The sequence below is a fragment of the Streptococcus sp. ELY_137 genome (assembly GCF_058314515.1).
In genome coordinates this window covers 43,862-60,041 of the sequence record NZ_JBZFUL010000007.1, presented here as the reverse complement: position 1 = coordinate 60,041, position 16,180 = coordinate 43,862, and the positions used below count along the sequence as shown (strand labels likewise).

17 protein-coding genes and 1 other RNA gene are annotated in these 16,180 nt (G+C 41.6%); 14 read left to right on the top strand and 4 right to left on the bottom strand.

All coding sequences use genetic code 11. The annotated features are described in order from the left end of the window. The first annotated feature begins 6 nt into the window (after window positions 1-6). From AC4HAO_RS06640 to AC4HAO_RS06625, 4 genes are read left to right on the top strand one after another with little or no spacing between them, the layout of a single operon-like run. Window positions 7-705: an AzlC family ABC transporter permease gene (locus tag AC4HAO_RS06640; RefSeq protein ID WP_491093717.1), complete on the top strand. Its 699-nt coding sequence runs from the start codon at window positions 7-9 to the stop codon at window positions 703-705. Continuing rightward, on the top strand, window positions 692-1,018 hold the full coding sequence (locus AC4HAO_RS06635) for an AzlD domain-containing protein (RefSeq protein WP_447451809.1): 327 nt from the start codon (window positions 692-694) through the stop codon (window positions 1,016-1,018). Before AC4HAO_RS06640 ends, AC4HAO_RS06635 begins: the two co-directional genes overlap by 14 nt. A gap of 57 nt (window positions 1,019-1,075) precedes the next feature. Continuing rightward, on the top strand, window positions 1,076-1,705 hold the full coding sequence (nth, locus tag AC4HAO_RS06630; RefSeq protein ID WP_491093716.1) for an endonuclease III: 630 nt from the start codon (window positions 1,076-1,078) through the stop codon (window positions 1,703-1,705). 12 nt (window positions 1,706-1,717) lie between these two features. After that, a complete protein-coding gene (locus tag AC4HAO_RS06625; protein ID WP_491134947.1) occupies window positions 1,718-2,743 on the top strand; it encodes a threonine aldolase family protein in 1,026 nt (341 codons plus the stop codon). Between the two features lie 214 nt (window positions 2,744-2,957). Here AC4HAO_RS06625 and aao read toward each other — a convergent pair whose 3' ends face one another. Then, window positions 2,958-4,130 carry an aminoacetone oxidase gene (gene aao, locus AC4HAO_RS06620; RefSeq protein WP_491093714.1) on the bottom strand — a complete coding sequence of 391 codons (1,173 nt, stop codon included), beginning with the start codon at window positions 4,128-4,130 and terminating at the stop codon, window positions 2,958-2,960. Between the two features lie 377 nt (window positions 4,131-4,507). Here aao and AC4HAO_RS06615 point away from each other — a divergent pair, with 377 nt between their 5' ends. The 5 genes from AC4HAO_RS06615 to AC4HAO_RS06595 all read left to right on the top strand — a co-directional run bounded on the left by AC4HAO_RS06615 (window position 4,508) and on the right by AC4HAO_RS06595 (window position 8,389). Then, window positions 4,508-5,026 carry a DUF536 domain-containing protein gene (locus tag AC4HAO_RS06615; RefSeq protein WP_447451813.1) on the top strand — a complete coding sequence of 173 codons (519 nt, stop codon included), beginning with the start codon at window positions 4,508-4,510 and terminating at the stop codon, window positions 5,024-5,026. Window positions 5,027-5,082: 56 nt separating this feature from the next. Beyond that, entirely contained in the window at window positions 5,083-5,670 is a 588-nt protein-coding gene (locus AC4HAO_RS06610) for a 3'-5' exonuclease (protein ID WP_491134946.1), read from the top strand. Window positions 5,671-5,932: 262 nt separating this feature from the next. Beyond that, window positions 5,933-6,664 (top strand): MerR family transcriptional regulator, encoded by a 732-nt coding sequence (locus tag AC4HAO_RS06605; protein ID WP_491134945.1) that lies wholly within the window; start codon window positions 5,933-5,935, stop codon window positions 6,662-6,664. Next, a complete protein-coding gene (locus AC4HAO_RS06600) occupies window positions 6,661-7,590 on the top strand; it encodes an ABC transporter ATP-binding protein (RefSeq protein ID WP_491134944.1) in 930 nt (309 codons plus the stop codon). The genes AC4HAO_RS06605 and AC4HAO_RS06600 overlap by 4 nt, the downstream gene beginning before the upstream one ends. Next, complete coding sequence (locus tag AC4HAO_RS06595) at window positions 7,583-8,389, top strand: ABC transporter permease subunit (protein ID WP_491093710.1); 807 nt, start codon at window positions 7,583-7,585, stop codon at window positions 8,387-8,389. The genes AC4HAO_RS06600 and AC4HAO_RS06595 overlap by 8 nt, the downstream gene beginning before the upstream one ends. Window positions 8,390-8,442: 53 nt before the next feature. Here AC4HAO_RS06595 and AC4HAO_RS06590 read toward each other — a convergent pair whose 3' ends face one another. Beyond that, entirely contained in the window at window positions 8,443-8,742 is a 300-nt protein-coding gene (locus AC4HAO_RS06590) for a YbaB/EbfC family nucleoid-associated protein (RefSeq protein ID WP_491134943.1), read from the bottom strand. 199 nt (window positions 8,743-8,941) lie between these two features. Between AC4HAO_RS06590 and pepC the strand changes: the two genes are divergently transcribed. Next, the gene (gene pepC / locus AC4HAO_RS06585) at window positions 8,942-10,279 is read left to right on the top strand and encodes an aminopeptidase C (protein WP_491094083.1); all 1,338 of its coding nucleotides are present in this window, start codon (window positions 8,942-8,944) and stop codon (window positions 10,277-10,279) included. Window positions 10,280-10,618: 339 nt separating this feature from the next. Beyond that, window positions 10,619-11,386 carry an epoxyqueuosine reductase QueH gene (locus AC4HAO_RS06580; RefSeq protein ID WP_447451820.1) on the top strand — a complete coding sequence of 256 codons (768 nt, stop codon included), beginning with the start codon at window positions 10,619-10,621 and terminating at the stop codon, window positions 11,384-11,386. Between the two features lie 476 nt (window positions 11,387-11,862). Here the strand turns inward: AC4HAO_RS06580 and pbp1a are convergent, their stop codons facing one another. Next, window positions 11,863-14,127, bottom strand: coding sequence for a penicillin-binding protein PBP1A (gene pbp1a, locus AC4HAO_RS06575; protein WP_447451821.1), 2,265 nt, complete (start codon window positions 14,125-14,127; stop codon window positions 11,863-11,865). Beyond that, entirely contained in the window at window positions 14,124-14,729 is a 606-nt protein-coding gene (recU, locus tag AC4HAO_RS06570; protein ID WP_447451822.1) for a Holliday junction resolvase RecU, read from the bottom strand. The genes pbp1a and recU overlap by 4 nt, the downstream gene beginning before the upstream one ends. 75 nt (window positions 14,730-14,804) lie before the next feature. Between recU and AC4HAO_RS06565 the strand changes: the two genes are divergently transcribed. From AC4HAO_RS06565 to rnpB, 3 genes are all read left to right on the top strand, one after another. Next, complete coding sequence (locus AC4HAO_RS06565; protein WP_491134942.1) at window positions 14,805-15,329, top strand: SLOG family protein; 525 nt, start codon at window positions 14,805-14,807, stop codon at window positions 15,327-15,329. 89 nt (window positions 15,330-15,418) lie between these two features. Beyond that, a complete protein-coding gene (gpsB, locus tag AC4HAO_RS06560; RefSeq protein WP_491094081.1) occupies window positions 15,419-15,757 on the top strand; it encodes a cell division regulator GpsB in 339 nt (112 codons plus the stop codon). 17 nt (window positions 15,758-15,774) lie between these two features. Further along, window positions 15,775-16,143, top strand: an RNA gene (gene rnpB / locus AC4HAO_RS06555) — RNase P RNA component class B. Window positions 16,144-16,180: the final 37 nt, after the last annotated feature.

Below are 16,180 nucleotides of genomic sequence, written 5' to 3'. Positions count from 1 at the left end.
CATGATATGCGAGAAAAAGGATTTAGGGAAGGTGTCAAAGCTGCTTTACCAACAGCATTAGGCTATGTCTCGATCGGAATTGCGTTTGGCGTGGTTGCTGCCTCGGCTGGTTTGTCAATTCTAGAGGTAGGATTGATGAGTTTGTTGGTTTATGGTGGTTCGGCTCAATTCGCTATGGTAGCCATGCTGGCTGCTCAGGCTGATTTACTGACGATTACAGTGACGGTCTTTTTGATCAACTTGCGCAACATGCTAATGAGTCTACACGCAACCACTATATTCACTCGGACACCTTTTATTCAAAATCTTTTGATAGCTAGTTTAATTACTGATGAAAGCTATGGCGTCCTTTTGGGGGAAGTTGTTCACAATAAAGATATTACAGCGAATTGGATGCACGGAAATAATCTTCTTAGTTACTTAGCTTGGATTTTGGCAAGTGTAGCAGGTGCCTTAATGGGGAGTTTTATTCCTAATCCCGAGCTGCTGGGGTTAGATTTTGCCTTGATAGCTATGTTTATCGGTCTCTTAGTTTTTCAACTTGAAGCCATGCTACCGTCAGGAGTAAGGAAACTAGCACTTGTTCTTTTAGCTGTTGCTGTTTCCTACTTCCTTTTGGTCTTACTGGTTTCTGAGTCTCTAGCTGTTTTACTAGCAACCTTGGTGGGTTGTAGTGTGGGGGTGATGTTAGATGCAGCTCACTGATGATGTTTTGGCAGCTATTTTGTTGGGGTTTGTAGTAACTTGGCTTCCGCGCATAGCTCCTTTTATTCTAGTTAAGTATCGTGGCCTTCCTGATCTTGTTGTCCGTTTTTTAAGGTACCTACCTGTGACTATTTTATTTGCTTTGACTTTATCAAGTTTGGTCACAGAGAGGACCGGCCGTCTTCCTATACTAAATAGTTTAGAAATTTTGGCTAGCCTACCGACACTTTTTGTTGCTGTTCGGACAAAGAATCTTCTGTATGCGGTTCTTACTGGTATCGTCAGCCTTGCCTTGCTACGGTGGATAGTTTAAGCGCAATGATGATTGATCACTCATGCTATAATAACTAAGGTAGAAAAGAGTAGTGATATGGTTTTATCTAAAAAGCGGGCGCGCAAGGTTATTGAGGAAATTATTGCCTTGTATCCTGATGCTAAGCCCAGTTTGAATTTTAAGAATAATTTTGAATTGTTGATAGCTGTTTTGTTGTCAGCTCAAACGACTGATGCAGCGGTTAATAAGGTGACACCAGCCCTTTTTGAAGCTTATCCGACACCACAAGCCATGGCTCAGGCTAGTGAAGCGAACCTATCCCAATACATCTCACGCTTGGGTCTTTATCGTAATAAGGCCAAGTACATGCAAAAGTGTGCCCAGCAATTGGTTGACAACTTTGGTGGTATGGTACCTCAGACTCGTAAGGAGTTGGAGAACTTGGCAGGAGTGGGGCGAAAAACAGCTAATGTGGTCATGAGTGTGGGGTTTGGTATTCCAGCATTTGCGGTAGATACCCATGTTGAGCGCATTTGTAAACACCATGAGATTGTTAAAAAATCGGCAACACCGCTTGAAGTCGAAAAGCGTGTCATGGAAGTGCTCCCGCGAGAAGAATGGCTGCCAGCCCATCAAGCGATGATTCTCTTTGGTCGTGAAATTTGCCATCCCCAAAATCCAGAGTGTGGCCAGTATCCACAGCTCTATGATTTTTCAGATATTTAGGAAGGAGGATCTATGCTTCATTTTGAAAACGACTATAATGAAGGAGCACACCCTAAGTTGCTGGAAGCTTTATTAGAAACTAATGAGGAGAATTTGGCCGGTTATGGTCTGGATAGTTACACAGAATTGGCAACTCAGAAAATCAGAGAGGCTAGTGGCTGTCCAGAAGCGCAAGTGACTTTTTTAACCGGTGGTACACAGACTAATCAGATCGTTATCGATACAGTCCTTGCTCCCTATGAGGGTGTCCTTGCCGCCCGAACAGGTCATATTGCGACCCATGAGGCTGGTGCTATTGAATTCACAGGGCATAAAGTTTTGGAGTTACCGCAGGAGCATGGGAAAATTAGGGCTAGTGATGTCAAGCATTTTCTAGAAGATTTCTATGCTGATGGCAATCACGAGCACATGGTATTTCCGGGTATGGTCTACATTTCTCAGCCGACTGAATACGGTGCTCTTTATACTTATAAAGAATTGCAGGAGCTGAGCCAAGTTTGCCAAGTACATGAGTTGCCATTGTTTATTGACGGTGCTCGTTTGGGCTACGGTCTGGCAGCTAAGGAAAATGATGTGGACTTACCTGCTTTAGCAGAGTTAGCTGATGTCTTTTATATCGGTGGAACTAAATTGGGGGCTTTGCTGGGTGAAGCAGTAGTCTTTACCAGCAATAATCAGCCTAAGCACTTTGCAACCCAAGTCAAACAACACGGTGCGCTTCTTGCCAAGGGGCGCGTGATTAGTGTGCAGTTTGATCAATTCTTTACGAATAATCTTTATCTCAAGATTGGTCAAGAAGCCCTTAATTATGCAGAACAGCTTAAAACTATACTGAGAGAAAAAGGTTATCAGTTCTATTATGAATCACCAACTAATCAGCAGTTTGTCATTGTGGAAAATGAGCAGCTTAAGACCTTAGCAAAAAAAGTGGTCTATAGCTTTTGGGAAAAATATGACGATGATCACACGGTAATTCGCCTGGCAACCAGCTGGTCAACGACGCAAGAAGATATTGACCGATTAAAAGAAATTTTATAGAAAAAATGGGTGACTGACTCAGCCACTCTTTTTAAATTTGAAATAGGGGAAAGGCTTGTATCAAAATAGAAGAAAAAGCAGCCGCTAGGGCTGCAAAGGGTTAAATAAGAAGAATTATGAGATAATTATAATCAAAATCACTAAAAGCATACTTAAGAAAAACTGTTAGAAAACTTAATATCATACTTGTTTAAGAAGGTAGTCATACTGTTCTCTAGTAGTGGGGACTACCGGCAACCCAACCGGTACAGAGGGCAGCAGTGATGTTAAAGCCTCCAGTATGAGCATTGATATCGAGAACTTCTCCAGCAAAGTGTAGTCCTGCTACTTTTTTGCTTTCAAGGGTTTTAGGACTAATCTCTTTGAGGTTTACCCCGCCTTTGGTGACAAAGGATTTGGTTAGGGACATTTTACCCGTTATTTTGATGGGCATATCCTTGATAGATGTCAATAAGGATTCTAGTTTTTTAGGGTTGAGCTGTTTAACTTTGTCTGGCTGATCCTGTGCTAGAAATTCTGCTAGTCGCTCAGGGAGTAGTAGTTTAAGAGCATTTTTAATGGTTTTTTCACGATTTTTCTCAAGAAAGGCGCTCAGCTGCTCTTGATTCATAGCTGGCAAAAGATCCAAGTGGGCGGTTTCGCCACCCGAGACAAAGCTCGAGAGTCTCAAGGCGGCTGGGCCAGATAAACCAAAGTGAGTGAAGAGTAAATCATGGGTGATACTGTGCTTGTCATAGGTGAGATTGACATCGTCCAGAGAAATCCCCTGCAGTAGTTTGTGAGGAAAATCAGTTAATAGCGGACTTTCAGCTGCTTCTAAGGGCGTAACCTCCAGCTTAAAGTGTCTGGCAATGTCGTGACCAAACCCAGTCGATCCTGTTGACGGATAGGATTTACCTCCCGTTGTGACGATGAGTTTATCGCAAGTAAGGGACTGATCGGCTGATTTAAGTACAAAGCGATCATGATCCTTTTTGACAGATACGACCTCAGTTTCAGTCAAAATGCGGCCGCCTAACTCCTTTATTTTATCCTCCAAGGCTTGGATGATGGTGCGTGACTTATTGGTCGTAGGGAACATCCGACCGTGGTCCTCCTCCTTGAGGGCAACCCCATTATCTTTGAAAAAGTTAATAATATCGTGATTATCAAACTGGGCAAAGACGCTGTAGAGGAAGCGGCCATTGCCTGGGATACCAGCCATGAGATCATCTAGGTTTCCACTATTAGTAACGTTGCAGCGGCCGCCACCAGTTCCTGCTAATTTTTTACCCAAGCGCTTATTCTTTTCAATCAGGAGGGTGGAGAAGCCGTAGTAACTGCTGGCAATGGCTGCCATCATACCGGCTGGTCCCCCTCCGATAATAATTGTGTGATAATGTGTCATAGCTTTATTATAGCATGGGATTGTTGCTGGAACCAGTTTTGATGATTACTGTTAATGTTAATAGTTGGATGAGTTGTTATCTAAATTTTAGTAAAATTGCTGAAAAGGAGCAACTAGTTCAAATCTATCAACTACCCATATTATCCTATCTTACAGAGGTAAGCATAGTTAAGTAGATAGAAATAAAAATACTAGAGACTAACTTTTCAGAAAACAACCTTTTATTTTGTCCATTAATTTTCACGCTGAAATGCGCACAATGACATCTTATGATGTCTATTTTCTTTGCGTACTTGTGGGGGGATTCCCTGTAGATTGACAGCAAAGGCCTATTATGATACTATTTTATAAGAATTTTCGGATAAAAAGAGGACTTTATGGCTATTGAAAAGACTGTCAGCGAATTAGCTGAAATTCTTGGTGTCAGTCGCCAAGCAGTAAATAATCGTGTCAAGACTCTGCCTGAGGAGTTTGTCGATAAAAATGAGAAGGGCGTTACAGTTGTCAATCGCGACGGTTTAATTAAGCTCGAGGAAATCTATAAGAAGACGATTTTTGAAGATGAACCTGTTAGTGAAGAAACTAAGCAGCGCGAGTTAATGGAAATCTTGGTTGATGAGAAGAATGCTGAAATTGAGCGTCTCTATAATCAGCTTAAAGCCAAAGATGTTCAGCTGTCTTCTATGAATGAGCAGCTCAGTATCAAGGATGTCCAGATTGCCCAGAAAGATAAGCAGCTGGATCAGCAGCAACAGCTGACTTTAACGGCTATGCAGGACAGTGAAAATCTTAAATTGGAATTGGATGAGGCTCGTACACAAGTTGAAGAGATTCAAATTCAGCAAGCTCGTGCACAAAAGAAAGGATTTTTTGCTCGGGTGTTTGGTGGCAAGTAATTGAAAATACAGAGGCTGTCTTAGGACAGTTTTTTTATTGAAAAGAAGGATATATCATGAAAAAATTAGACGCTTATATTGCTTTTGATCTAGAATTTAATAGGGTAGAGGATGTCAGTCATATTATTCAAATATCGGCCGTGAGGATCCTAAATCATGAGGAGGTCAGTCATTTTGATCGTTATGTGTATACGGATGTACCTTTGCAAAGTTTTATTAATGGTTTAACAGGGATTACAGCAGATAAGATTGCCTCAGCACCAAAGTTAGAAGTAGTTCTGGCTGAATTTAAATCATTTATCGGTGAGCTCCCCTTGATCGGCTATAATGCTGAAAAATCAGACCTGCCCATTCTGGCTGAGAATGATTTGGATTTGAGTAAGCAGTATGCCCTTGATATTTTTGATGAGGCTTATGAGCGCCGTTCGACTGATTTAAACGGTATTGTCAACCTTAAATTAACAAGTGTAGCTGACTTTTTGGGTATCAAGGGACGTGGGCATGATAGCTTAGAGGATGCTCGAATGACAGCGCGTGTTTACGAAGCCTTTTTAGAACTGGATAGTAACAAGGATTACCTTAGTCAGCAGGAAGAAGCGCATGGCGACAATCCGTTTGCAGCTTTGGGGGATTTATTCGATTAATAAATACTAAAAAAGTGATGTTTTGGCTTGCATGTAACGCAGCGTCATTTGCTAGGATATAGGAGAACAGGGGGTAAATGGAAGAAAGTTCAGCTTGGCTTGATCCGCGGTCGCCCCTTGTATCTTAGTAACTTAAACACGGGCCTAATTTCCTCGGGAAAAAGATCGACCTCCTCGTGTGTTAAGCACATGTCGTCGATCTCCTATGAGATTTTGGTCCAGCGAACCGGCCCTTTGTATCTTATATAAGGAGATAAAAGAGATGTCTCAGACTTATTCGACTGGTGAATTAGCTAAGTTGGTTGGTGTTTCGGTGCGGACAGTGCAATATTACGATCAACGTGGTATTTTGAAACCGTCGCAATTAACCGAAGGTGGGCGTCGCATCTACACAGAACATGATGCTGAACAGCTCAAACTGATTTGTTTTCTAAGGGAGATGGATTTTTCCATTGAAGACATTAAAAAGGTTTTGGTTGAAGATAATGTCAGTCAGATCTTGCAGATGCTATTAAACGACCGTATTACAGAGCTAAAGGCAGAAATCAGCGATAGACAGGGCAAACTTGACACTGCTGTCAATTTGCTTGACAGGCTTAAGAAGAAACAGGATAATCAGTCTCTTAAAGCTCTTTCAGACATTTCGCTAAGCATGAAAAATCAAAAACACTGGCGTCGATTGCAATGGCAATTATGGGGCAGTCTAGTGCTGATGATGGCAGTTACCATTGTCTATGCAAGTTTTGTTGATGGTAGCAACTATGAATGGACGATTGTGCTTGCTTTACCAATCATTTTTTTCATCGTGACAGGGATTATGTACGGATATCATCGACGCGTCATTTATCTATGCCCGAACTGTCATCGAATCTTTAATGTTTCGCTTAAAGCCTTTATTTTCGCTTCGCATACGCCGAGGACACGAAAACTAACCTGCCCTCATTGCCAGCAAAAATCGTTTTGCTTAGAATTAGCTAAGGAGGTGGACCAATGATAAAACCCATTTTAAGCTGTCAACAAGTAACAAAAAATTTCAAACATAAGTCGGTACTTAAGGGTGTTGAATTAAATATAGAAGCGGGTCGCATTGTTGCCCTCTTAGGTCCTAATGGGACAGGGAAAACTACCTTGATACGGACTATTTTAGGAATGCTAAAAGCAGATAGCGGAAGGATTGAGCTTTTTGGGGAATCACTAACAACAAGGAATCGTGCTGATTTATTAAAGCATATTGGGGTTCAAAATGATGGTAATCTTTATGAGCAGCTATCTGTCAAAGAAAATCTAAGAATCTGGGGTCAGCTTTATGGTCTTGATGATTCTGATATTGAACAAGCGATCAGTGAAGTGGTGGAACGCTTGGATTTAGAGACTTATCTGGACGAACCAGTTGGGAAACTCAGCAAAGGAAATCGCCAGAAAGCTGCTCTAGCTAGAGCGATTTTACATCAGCCAAAGCTTTTGATTTTGGATGAACCTACTACAGGATTAGATCCGCAAATGGTAGAATCTTTCCTCAGTTACTTAAAGGAACTCGTTGCCAGTCGTGGAACGACCGTTTTGATGTGTACACACCAGTTACACGGCTTAGAGGAGATAGTAGATGAGGTGGCTATTATGTCAGAAGGAAAGATTTTATTAGCTGGGGACTTGCAACCCCTACTAGCTAGTTATGATGATGGGCAGCCCTTGCACTTGGAAGTGGAACCATTAGCAATAGGGAAGACACTAGCTCAACTATATGGTGAAGCATCTGCTGAAAAGGGCTATCTCCTTGTTAAAAACATCACACGTCAGGGGATTCCTCACCTAGTGCGAGATTTGACGACTCAAGGCTGTCAAATCTATAGCCTAGTCCGTGAATCTGTTAGTTTAACCGACCTTTATTTAGAGGTCATAGGAGGTGCAAAAGATGAATAAGAGACAAATTCTAGTAATTGTCCGTAAGGATTTGCAGGATTTTTTCTCAGATAAGAGTATTCTAGGGCTTTTCATTTTTCTCCCTCTACTCTTTAGCCTTATCCTTCCCGGATTATTGTTATCGCTTGGAACCAACGAAGCTCTCCTTAGCTCTATCAATGGTATGAAGAGTTTCATTGATCATCTCCCGATGTCAATTCTTCCCAAGACTATTGATAGTCAGCTAGCACCACTTTATGCCATCTTGGTATTTTTTATGCTTCCTCTTTTTATGATGCTACCGATTATTTTTTCCAATTTGATGGCTAGTTTTAGCTTTATTGGAGAAAAGGAACATAAGACCTTGGAAGGCTTGCTCAGCACCCCTATCAGTACCCGTAATCTTATCATTGGGAAAATGCTAGCCTCTATGATTCCAGCTATTTTAGTGACTTGGATGGCCATGTTCGTTTATGCTGTGGTTGTCGATGTGATGGGCTATCATATCTTTAAGCAGTTGCTTTTTCCTAATATGACTTGGTTAATGAGCGGACTCTTGGTTTCTCCTTTGCTTGTGATGTTATCGAGTTTTTTGGTCTTAGGGGTCTCCCAGTATATCAAAACCAGCAAGTCAGCTCAGTCAGTTTCTATGTTATTGGTTCTGCCCTTAGTGACTCTAATGATTTCACAGAGTACAGGTGTGATGTTAATTGGTGTTGAATTAACGCTGATGATCGTGGGAGCGCTGGTTTTGCTCAATGGACTTACTTTTTATATCCTAACTAAGATTTTTAATATGGAGATCTATATCACCCAATAAAATCGGTTGATAAGATTAAAAAAGCGCTTGGAAAAATATCCAAGCGATTCTTTTTAAAACGGCAATTTACCAGCGAAAGCTCCCATAGATTTCTTGGTTGCTTCTTCAATTTGAGTCAGCGCATCATTGACAGCTTGGGTTGTCATATCAGATAGGGTTTCAAGATCTTCCGGATCAACGACGGCTTCTTGAAAGTCAATAGAGACTAATTTTTTATCGCCTGTAAAAGTTGCAACAACTAGATCTTGAGCTGACTTGCCGATAAATTCTTGGGCAGCTAGCTCGCCTTGTTTTTGTTCCATCTGTTTTTGCAGTTTTTGGGCTTGCTTCATCATGTTTTGCATATTCATCATAGGTCTAGATGTCTCCTTAAATATAGTACATTGTCATTATATCACGTTTATCAATGATTTAAAAATGCTACTGCAGTCATGTTTATTAGTTTTACAGTATTCGTTGTTCTCTATTTTTTTTTGGTTTTATCACAATTTGCAAATTCTCAGACAAGTATTATAATGAAGTGTAGAAGAGTAAATTAGAAGGAAGTACCCTATGTCAAAAATTGATCAAGCTTTTACAGATAAATTATTTGAGAATTATCAAGCCAATGCTAAATATCGCGCACTTGAAAATGCTATCACTCACGCTGGTTTGCTAAAAAGTTTAGAAGATCGTCAGCTTGCAAGCCGCCACGATTTCTCCTTTTCTATTGATCTAACTGAGGATGAGGTGTCTAATCAAAAGCAGTCGGGACGATGCTGGATGTTTGCCGCCCTCAATACCTTTCGTCACAAATTAATTTCTGAGTTTAAACTGGAAAATTTTGAATTATCACAAGCTCACACTTTTTTCTGGGATAAGTATGAGAAATCCAATTGGTTTTTAGAGCAGATTATTGCAACGGCCGATCAGGAGTTGGGTAGTCGCAAAGTGAAATTTCTACTGGATGTTCCTCAGCAAGATGGCGGCCAATGGGATATGGTTGTAGCCCTCTTTGAAAAATATGGAGTTGTTCCAAAATCGGTTTATCCGGAATCTGTTTCATCTAGTAGTAGTCGGGAGTTAAACCAGTATTTGAATAAACTTCTACGGCAGGACGCTCAAATTTTGCGAGAGTTAGTGGCTTCTGGTGCCGGTGATAAGACTGTTCAGGACAAGAAGGCAGAGTTGCTGCAAGAGGTCTTTAATTTCTTGGCGGTTAATCTGGGACTGCCTCCTCGTCACTTTGATTTTGCTTATCGCGATGAGGACAATCACTATCACAAGGATAGTCAAATTAGTCCTCAGGCCTTCTATGAAAAGTATGTAGGCTTGAAATTGGAGGACTATGTGTCTATTATTAATGCACCAACGACAGATAAACCCTATGGTAAATCCTATACTGTTGAATTGCTTGGTAATGTTGTTGGCAGCCGCCCCGTGCGTTATCTTAATCTCGATATGAAACGATTTAAAGAATTAGCGATTGCTCAGATGCAGGCAGGAGAAACTGTTTGGTTCGGGTCAGATGTTGGTCAGTCCAGTAATCGTCAGTCGGGTGTTATGGCGGCTAAGCTTTATGATTTTGAGACTGCGTTAGATATCGCTCTGACGCAAGATAAGGCTAGTCGCTTGGATTATAGTGAAAGCCTCATGACTCACGCGATGGTATTGACTGGTGTTGACTTAGATGAACAAGGTCAACCAATTAGATGGAAAGTTGAGAATTCTTGGGGGGACAAAGTCGGTAAAGATGGTTATTTTGTAGCCTCTGATGACTGGATGGATGAATATACCTACCAAATTGTTGTTCGTAAGGACTTTTTAACTCAGGAAGAACTGGCGGCCTATGAGGCAGACCCCATTATCTTGGCACCTTGGGATCCGATGGGAGCTCTGGCATCTAAATAGTCAGACTTTCCAAGAAGCTTAAAACAGGTCGCTGATAGTAGCTTTACATAAAGAATTATTATTGTTGACATCATCTTAGTAATTCTTAATTTGTTATACCGCAGATTTTTATCAGTCTGTTGAACTTGCCAGCCATTGCACTAACTAAGAGGGCTTTTCGCCAATACCGTTGTGTTTTTTGGGATTTCCTATGCTATACTTAAGGGGAGATTAGGAGATGAACACGCCCATACTCTAGCGGAATTCGGCAAATGCTCTTATTTTTAGTGAATCGTTTTCATTTCCTAAATTCTTTTGGAGGACTTAAGACTTTGTATCTTGACTACGAGGAGGACGACCATGATTGATGTAGAAGATATCTTATCTCGAATGAACCCTAATCAGAAGGTAAATTATGATCGTGTGATGCAGCAAATGGTCAAAAAATGGCAATCAGAACAAACACGCCCACGTGTTTTGATGCATGTTTGCTGTGCTCCTTGCAGTACTTACACTCTTGAGTACATAACCCAGTACTGCGATGTAACTATTTATTTTGCCAACTCTAATATTCACCCCAAGGCTGAATATGAACGCCGCAGCTATGTAACACAGAAGTTTGTTCATGACTTTAATGAAAATACTGGGGCTCAGGTGGAATTTTTAGCAGCGCCGTATGAGCCGAGTGAATTTTTCAGGACTGTTCATGGTTTGGAAGATGAGCCGGAAGGTGGTGATCGCTGCCGTGTTTGCTATGATTATCGCCTTGATAAGACAGCGCAAAAAGCTGTGGAATTGGATTTTGACTACTTTGGCAGTGCCTTAACCATCAGTCCGCATAAAAACTCACAAACCATCAATGCTGTTGGCCTCGAGGTCCAAAAAATTTATGATGCTCAGTATTTACCAAGTGATTTTAAGAAGAATAGCGGTTACCAACGTTCTGTTGAAATGTGTGAGGAATATGACATCTATAGACAGTGTTATTGCGGCTGTGTTTTCGGAGCACAGGCTCAGGGTATTGATCTTACTCAGGTGCGTAAGGAAGCTAAGGCTTTTATGCAAGGTAAGGATTTAGAACACGATTATCCCCATATTCGTTTTGTCTATAATGGAAAAGAAGCCTAAATAGGGGCAATAGCGATTGCTAGAAATATAAGTACCCTGTTCATATTGAAGCCAGTTAAAAAGTTGATTAGGGATTGACATGAACTAACCTTCATAGAATTGGATACCCTCCAACAGTTTCCCGAACTGTTGGGGCTATCGCTTGCGTGGTCGTTAAACAGTCCAGTGGACTGTTTAAGGGGGCGCCTAAAGATAGGAAAGTGCCCCAAGATAAGTAGAACCGCCAATCAGCAGTGGTTCATTGGTGCTAAAGCACCTAATGAACTGTTCAGGGGTAAGACTTCTTGGCTTAGCCAACAAGTTTTACTCCCAATCACTGCGCTTCGATCTGGTAAATCTAGAATAATGCTAACGAGTCTGGACTTTTGTCCCAGACTCTTTTTGATGCAGTGACCACCTTTTATATTATAGTCGAATGCCACACTACAGAAAAAGAACTTCGGAATTTTGATCCGAAGTTCTTTTGACTTGTTGAATTATTCACTATCATCTTCATCGGGCTCGTCATCTTGGTCATCCTGTCCATTAGCAGAGGAGGCACCAGGTTGGCTATTGCCGCTGCCATTAGAATCTTGAATTTGGCTATCCGAACTGCTTGATGCACCGTAAGCAGATGATGATGAACTACTGCTGTAACTATAATTTGCACTATAACCGCTCTTAGCTAGATAAGAGCCCTTGCGATATACGCCGTCAGGCATCGTCCAATCTGTAGAACCACTGCCATTAGATTGAAGAAGGTAACTACTCATAGCCTGATAAACTTCAGCTGCGACATCAAGTCCTGTACCATAAACAGGAGTTAGACGGCTCTTATAGCCTGTCCAAACAGCCATTGAGTACATTGGTGTAATACCGACGAAGGACTCATCTGGAGCCATGGTGCCGACTGAACTATTGTAGAGACCCGTATTGGCTTCTACTTGGGTTAGTTCATCATCAGCATAGTTAGATGTCCCAGTCTTACCAGCGTTGAAGGCACCTGAAACAGCAGCTTTAGTGCCTGTCCCAGAAGCTAAGACGGATTTCAGCATATCTACCATCATATAAGCAGTTTCTGGAGACATAGCCTGCTTACCAGAAGATGAGAATGTTTGATCTGTACCGTTACTAAATTCTACTTTATTAATATAAAGAGGCTCATAATAGGTACCACCGTTGGCAAAGGCTGCATAAGCTGCGGCCATTTTTTCAGAGCTAGCACCATATTTTTTATCAGAACTGCTGGTATTGCTTGAGATAGCATTGGAGTACTGCAGTTCTGGGTAATTGATGCCCAGGCCACTGAGGAAGCTTTGGGCCTTTTCTAGTCCAACGGCTGCTAAGGATTTAACAGCTGGGACATTACGTGACTGCTGGATAGCAGTCTGAATTGACATACCACCCATGTATTTTCTGTCCCAGTTATAAACAGGAGTTGAAGTACCAGGGAAGCTGTAAGGAGCATCGGTTACTGGATCTCCTGTTGAGTTGTAAACTCCGTTTTCGAGAGCAGGGGCATAATCGGTAATAGGTTTCATGGTTGAACCCCAGTCACGGTCAGTCAGAGTGGCTTGGTTGGTCCCCATAGAAACTCCGTCATCCTGATGGCGGACTCCAATTTGGGCAATAACATTACCATTAGTGACGTCAATAACAGTTGTTGCTACCTGCATTTGATCATCAGGATAGGGTACGTAGTCATCAGAATTAACAATATTGAACAATTGTTGTTGAGCTGCTGAGTCGACGTTGGTGTAGACTTTCAGGCCTGCACTGTAAACATCAGCTCCAGTCTTTTCAGAAACTTGAGCGACAACCTCTTTGATGTAGTTATCAAGGTAGGCATCGTAGCTTGATTTCTCAGTTTGCGGGATTAGTCCATCAGCTACGTCGGTTGCTACAGCATCGTCGTAAGTTTTCTTATCAATGCTGCCAACTTCGTACATTTCTGAAAGGACGGTATCGCGCCGTTTTTTAGCTTGCTCAGGGTTGGTATAAGGATCGTAAAGGGTTGGGGCATTTGGAAGTCCAGCTAAGAGAGCCAGCTGGGGGATAGACAAATCCGTCAAGGTTTTGCCGTAATACCCTTGGGCTGCTGTCTGCATGCCGTAATAACCATTGCCCATATAGACCTTATTGACATAGAAGGTCATGATTTCTTCTTTACTGTATTTTTTCTCTAATTGAATGGCCAGCCAGGCCTCTTGCGCTTTACGCTTTAAAGTTTTATCGGAGTTATTGGTTGAAAAATAGGCTAACTTGATCAGCTGCTGATCAAGAGTAGATCCCCCTTGCGTGCTAGAACGCGTCAGGTTGTGCCAAGCAGCCCCAATAATCCGGTAGACATCAACTCCACGGTGTTTGTAGAAGCGGTGGTCTTCGATGGCCGTAACAGCATTAACCAAGTTGACTGGGATAGAATCTGTCTTGGCACTGATACGCTTTTCTGCACCCAAGTCAGCGATTTCAGTACCATTCTTATCATAAAGAATACTCGAATTTGTAGCCACCAGCTGCTTCTCATTAAGACTAGGCGAGCTGCTGACATAATAAGCAAATAAAAGGCCGCCAGCAATCAAACCGACAATCATGAGGGAGGCCAAAACAGCCAAGAAATATTTGAAGAATTTCCAAGCCCTCTGCTTGGGAGTTAACTTTTGTCCGTGCTCGCCGGTACTTTGTCGAAATGATTTGAAGCGGTCGGATAGTTTGTTACCCATGCCCTTCCAATCAGGAGATTTGAAATTAAAATTTTTCATAAGTTTTTACTTCCGTTCAGAAAATGATAGTCAATAACATCTAAATAAGGAACTTGCGGATAGGCACTCTCTTCAATTCTAATGCCGTTTTTTTTGATATAATGAAGAGGCATAGATTTGCCCCCTTTATCAATCTGATAGAAATCAATCAGCGCTCTTGCGGGTAAGAGGTAGGTCTCTTTTAAGCTGGAAAAATGTAAGAGAACAAAGCAGATACCGCTTTGGCCGAGGACCTGCTCCATGTGTTCAACCTGATGCGCATGGAAATTTTTCATGGGCATTGCTGTCTTCTGGCGGGTTTCCTTAGCTTCAAAATCGATATAATGTCCTTTGTAAACACCAGAGTAATCTGTTGTAGAAGCTTGCCTAAAATAGGCCTCTACAATCTTGGCGCGGCTACGTTTAGGATAGTCTACCTTGACAATTTGGACCGGTGTTGGTTTTTTGTGAATGACAGCCATATGATGTGACAAATAATATTCGTTTGTTTTGTTGATAGCTGCTTCGAAAGACATCCCCCGATTGGCAAAGTCGATTTTTTTCTGCGACTGTCCTATCTTTGGAGAGGGTCTTCGAATAAGGTTATGTGGGTACTTAACCATATTTCTCCTAACTTAAATGGACTTATTTCCATAAGCCATCCCATTATACCATAAATTAAAAAAGGAATACAGTCTATGACGTCGATTCTCATAACGGGTTATAAAAATTTTGAATTAGGAATATTTAAGGACAAGGATCCCAAGGTAGCTATTATTAAAAAGGTCATAGAAAAAGCTATCCGACGTTACTGTGAGGAAGGTTTGGATTGGCTGATTTTTACTGGTAATTTAGGATTTGAGTTTTGGGCTTTTGAGGTTGCAAGGTCGCTAAAGGGAGAGTATGGTTTCCAAACCGCTGTTGTATTTCCCTTTCAGACGCATGGGCAAAATTGGAATGAGTCTAATCAAAATAAGCTTGCCCATTTTAAGCAGGCAGATTTTGTTAAATACTGTTATGAGGAATATGACAATCCCAGTCAATTCAGGCATTATCAGCAATTTTTGATCGATAATACGGACAGTGCCTATGTTTTTTACGATCCAGAAGCCGAAACGAATTTGAAATATTTTATTAGCCAAATGACCTCAAATCCACATTATTCTGTTGACTTCTTAACCTTTGAAAAACTGAATGAAATTTTATCAGATGACGAGTGGTAAAGACTTGATTTTTGATATTTTTGTCTGTATAATTATTATTTGCTAGGGCTTGGCCCTGACAAGAATTACAGATAGGTATGGAGAATAGAATGGCAAGTATTATTTTTAGTCCTAAGGACATTTACGAACAAGATTTTAAAACTAGCATGCGTGGTTACGACAAGAATGAAGTTGATGAGTTTTTGGATGATGTCATCAAAGATTATGAGACCTATGCGGCTCAGATCTCAGCCTTGCGTAAGGAAAATGAAAAACTCAAGGCTGACGTTAAAAAGGCAGCTTCTCAGCCTAGCAGTGTAGCCCCTTCTTATGGTAGTGACGGTGTGCGTACGGCTAGTGTAGCTTCTGCTCAGGCTAGTAATATCGATCTTTTGAAGCGTGTTAGTCGCTTAGAAAAAGAGGTCTTCGGCAAGCAGCTTGCGGACTAACCGAGAGTCAGTATGCAATTTTTGGATAATCGCATGTTGCCAAGAGCAGCATGAGGAAAGTCCATGCTAGCACTGGCTGTGATGCCAGTAGTGTTTGTGCTAGGTGAATTCATAAGCCTAGGGATGTTTAATTGACATTACGGCGGATAAGGAGAGCTAAGTCCTGTGATAAGCTCTCTGATCCTGAAAGTGCCACAGTGACGGAGCTCTTGCGGAAACGCAAGAGGTGGAACGCGGTAAACCCCTCAAGCTAGCAACCCAAATTTTGGTCGGGGCATGGGATAGCTGGAAAACGAACGGACTATCCCGACTGTACAAACAGTAGACAGATGATTATCGAAGGGGGCAGCACCTAGTGTCTCTGGAACAAAACATGGCTTATAGAAAATTGCATAATAGGTTTTAGAGCTAGCTCAGGCTAGC

What these genes read in the sequence shown, in the direction of transcription:
- AC4HAO_RS06640 (WP_491093717.1), top strand. Translation starts at nt 7, where the DNA reads ATGCGAGAAAAAGGATTTAGGGAAGGTGTCAAAGCTGCTTTACCAACA.
- AC4HAO_RS06635 (WP_447451809.1), top strand. Translation starts at nt 692, where the DNA reads ATGCAGCTCACTGATGATGTTTTGGCAGCTATTTTGTTGGGGTTTGTA.
- nth (WP_491093716.1), top strand. Translation starts at nt 1,076, where the DNA reads ATGGTTTTATCTAAAAAGCGGGCGCGCAAGGTTATTGAGGAAATTATT.
- AC4HAO_RS06625 (WP_491134947.1), top strand. Translation starts at nt 1,718, where the DNA reads ATGCTTCATTTTGAAAACGACTATAATGAAGGAGCACACCCTAAGTTG.
- aao (WP_491093714.1), bottom strand. Translation starts at nt 4,130, where the DNA reads ATGACACATTATCACACAATTATTATCGGAGGGGGACCAGCCGGTATG.
- AC4HAO_RS06615 (WP_447451813.1), top strand. Translation starts at nt 4,508, where the DNA reads ATGGCTATTGAAAAGACTGTCAGCGAATTAGCTGAAATTCTTGGTGTC.
- AC4HAO_RS06610 (WP_491134946.1), top strand. Translation starts at nt 5,083, where the DNA reads ATGAAAAAATTAGACGCTTATATTGCTTTTGATCTAGAATTTAATAGG.
- AC4HAO_RS06605 (WP_491134945.1), top strand. Translation starts at nt 5,933, where the DNA reads ATGTCTCAGACTTATTCGACTGGTGAATTAGCTAAGTTGGTTGGTGTT.
- AC4HAO_RS06600 (WP_491134944.1), top strand. Translation starts at nt 6,661, where the DNA reads ATGATAAAACCCATTTTAAGCTGTCAACAAGTAACAAAAAATTTCAAA.
- AC4HAO_RS06595 (WP_491093710.1), top strand. Translation starts at nt 7,583, where the DNA reads ATGAATAAGAGACAAATTCTAGTAATTGTCCGTAAGGATTTGCAGGAT.
- AC4HAO_RS06590 (WP_491134943.1), bottom strand. Translation starts at nt 8,742, where the DNA reads ATGATGAATATGCAAAACATGATGAAGCAAGCCCAAAAACTGCAAAAA.
- pepC (WP_491094083.1), top strand. Translation starts at nt 8,942, where the DNA reads ATGTCAAAAATTGATCAAGCTTTTACAGATAAATTATTTGAGAATTAT.
- AC4HAO_RS06580 (WP_447451820.1), top strand. Translation starts at nt 10,619, where the DNA reads ATGATTGATGTAGAAGATATCTTATCTCGAATGAACCCTAATCAGAAG.
- pbp1a (WP_447451821.1), bottom strand. Translation starts at nt 14,127, where the DNA reads ATGAAAAATTTTAATTTCAAATCTCCTGATTGGAAGGGCATGGGTAAC.
- recU (WP_447451822.1), bottom strand. Translation starts at nt 14,729, where the DNA reads ATGGTTAAGTACCCACATAACCTTATTCGAAGACCCTCTCCAAAGATA.
- AC4HAO_RS06565 (WP_491134942.1), top strand. Translation starts at nt 14,805, where the DNA reads ATGACGTCGATTCTCATAACGGGTTATAAAAATTTTGAATTAGGAATA.
- gpsB (WP_491094081.1), top strand. Translation starts at nt 15,419, where the DNA reads ATGGCAAGTATTATTTTTAGTCCTAAGGACATTTACGAACAAGATTTT.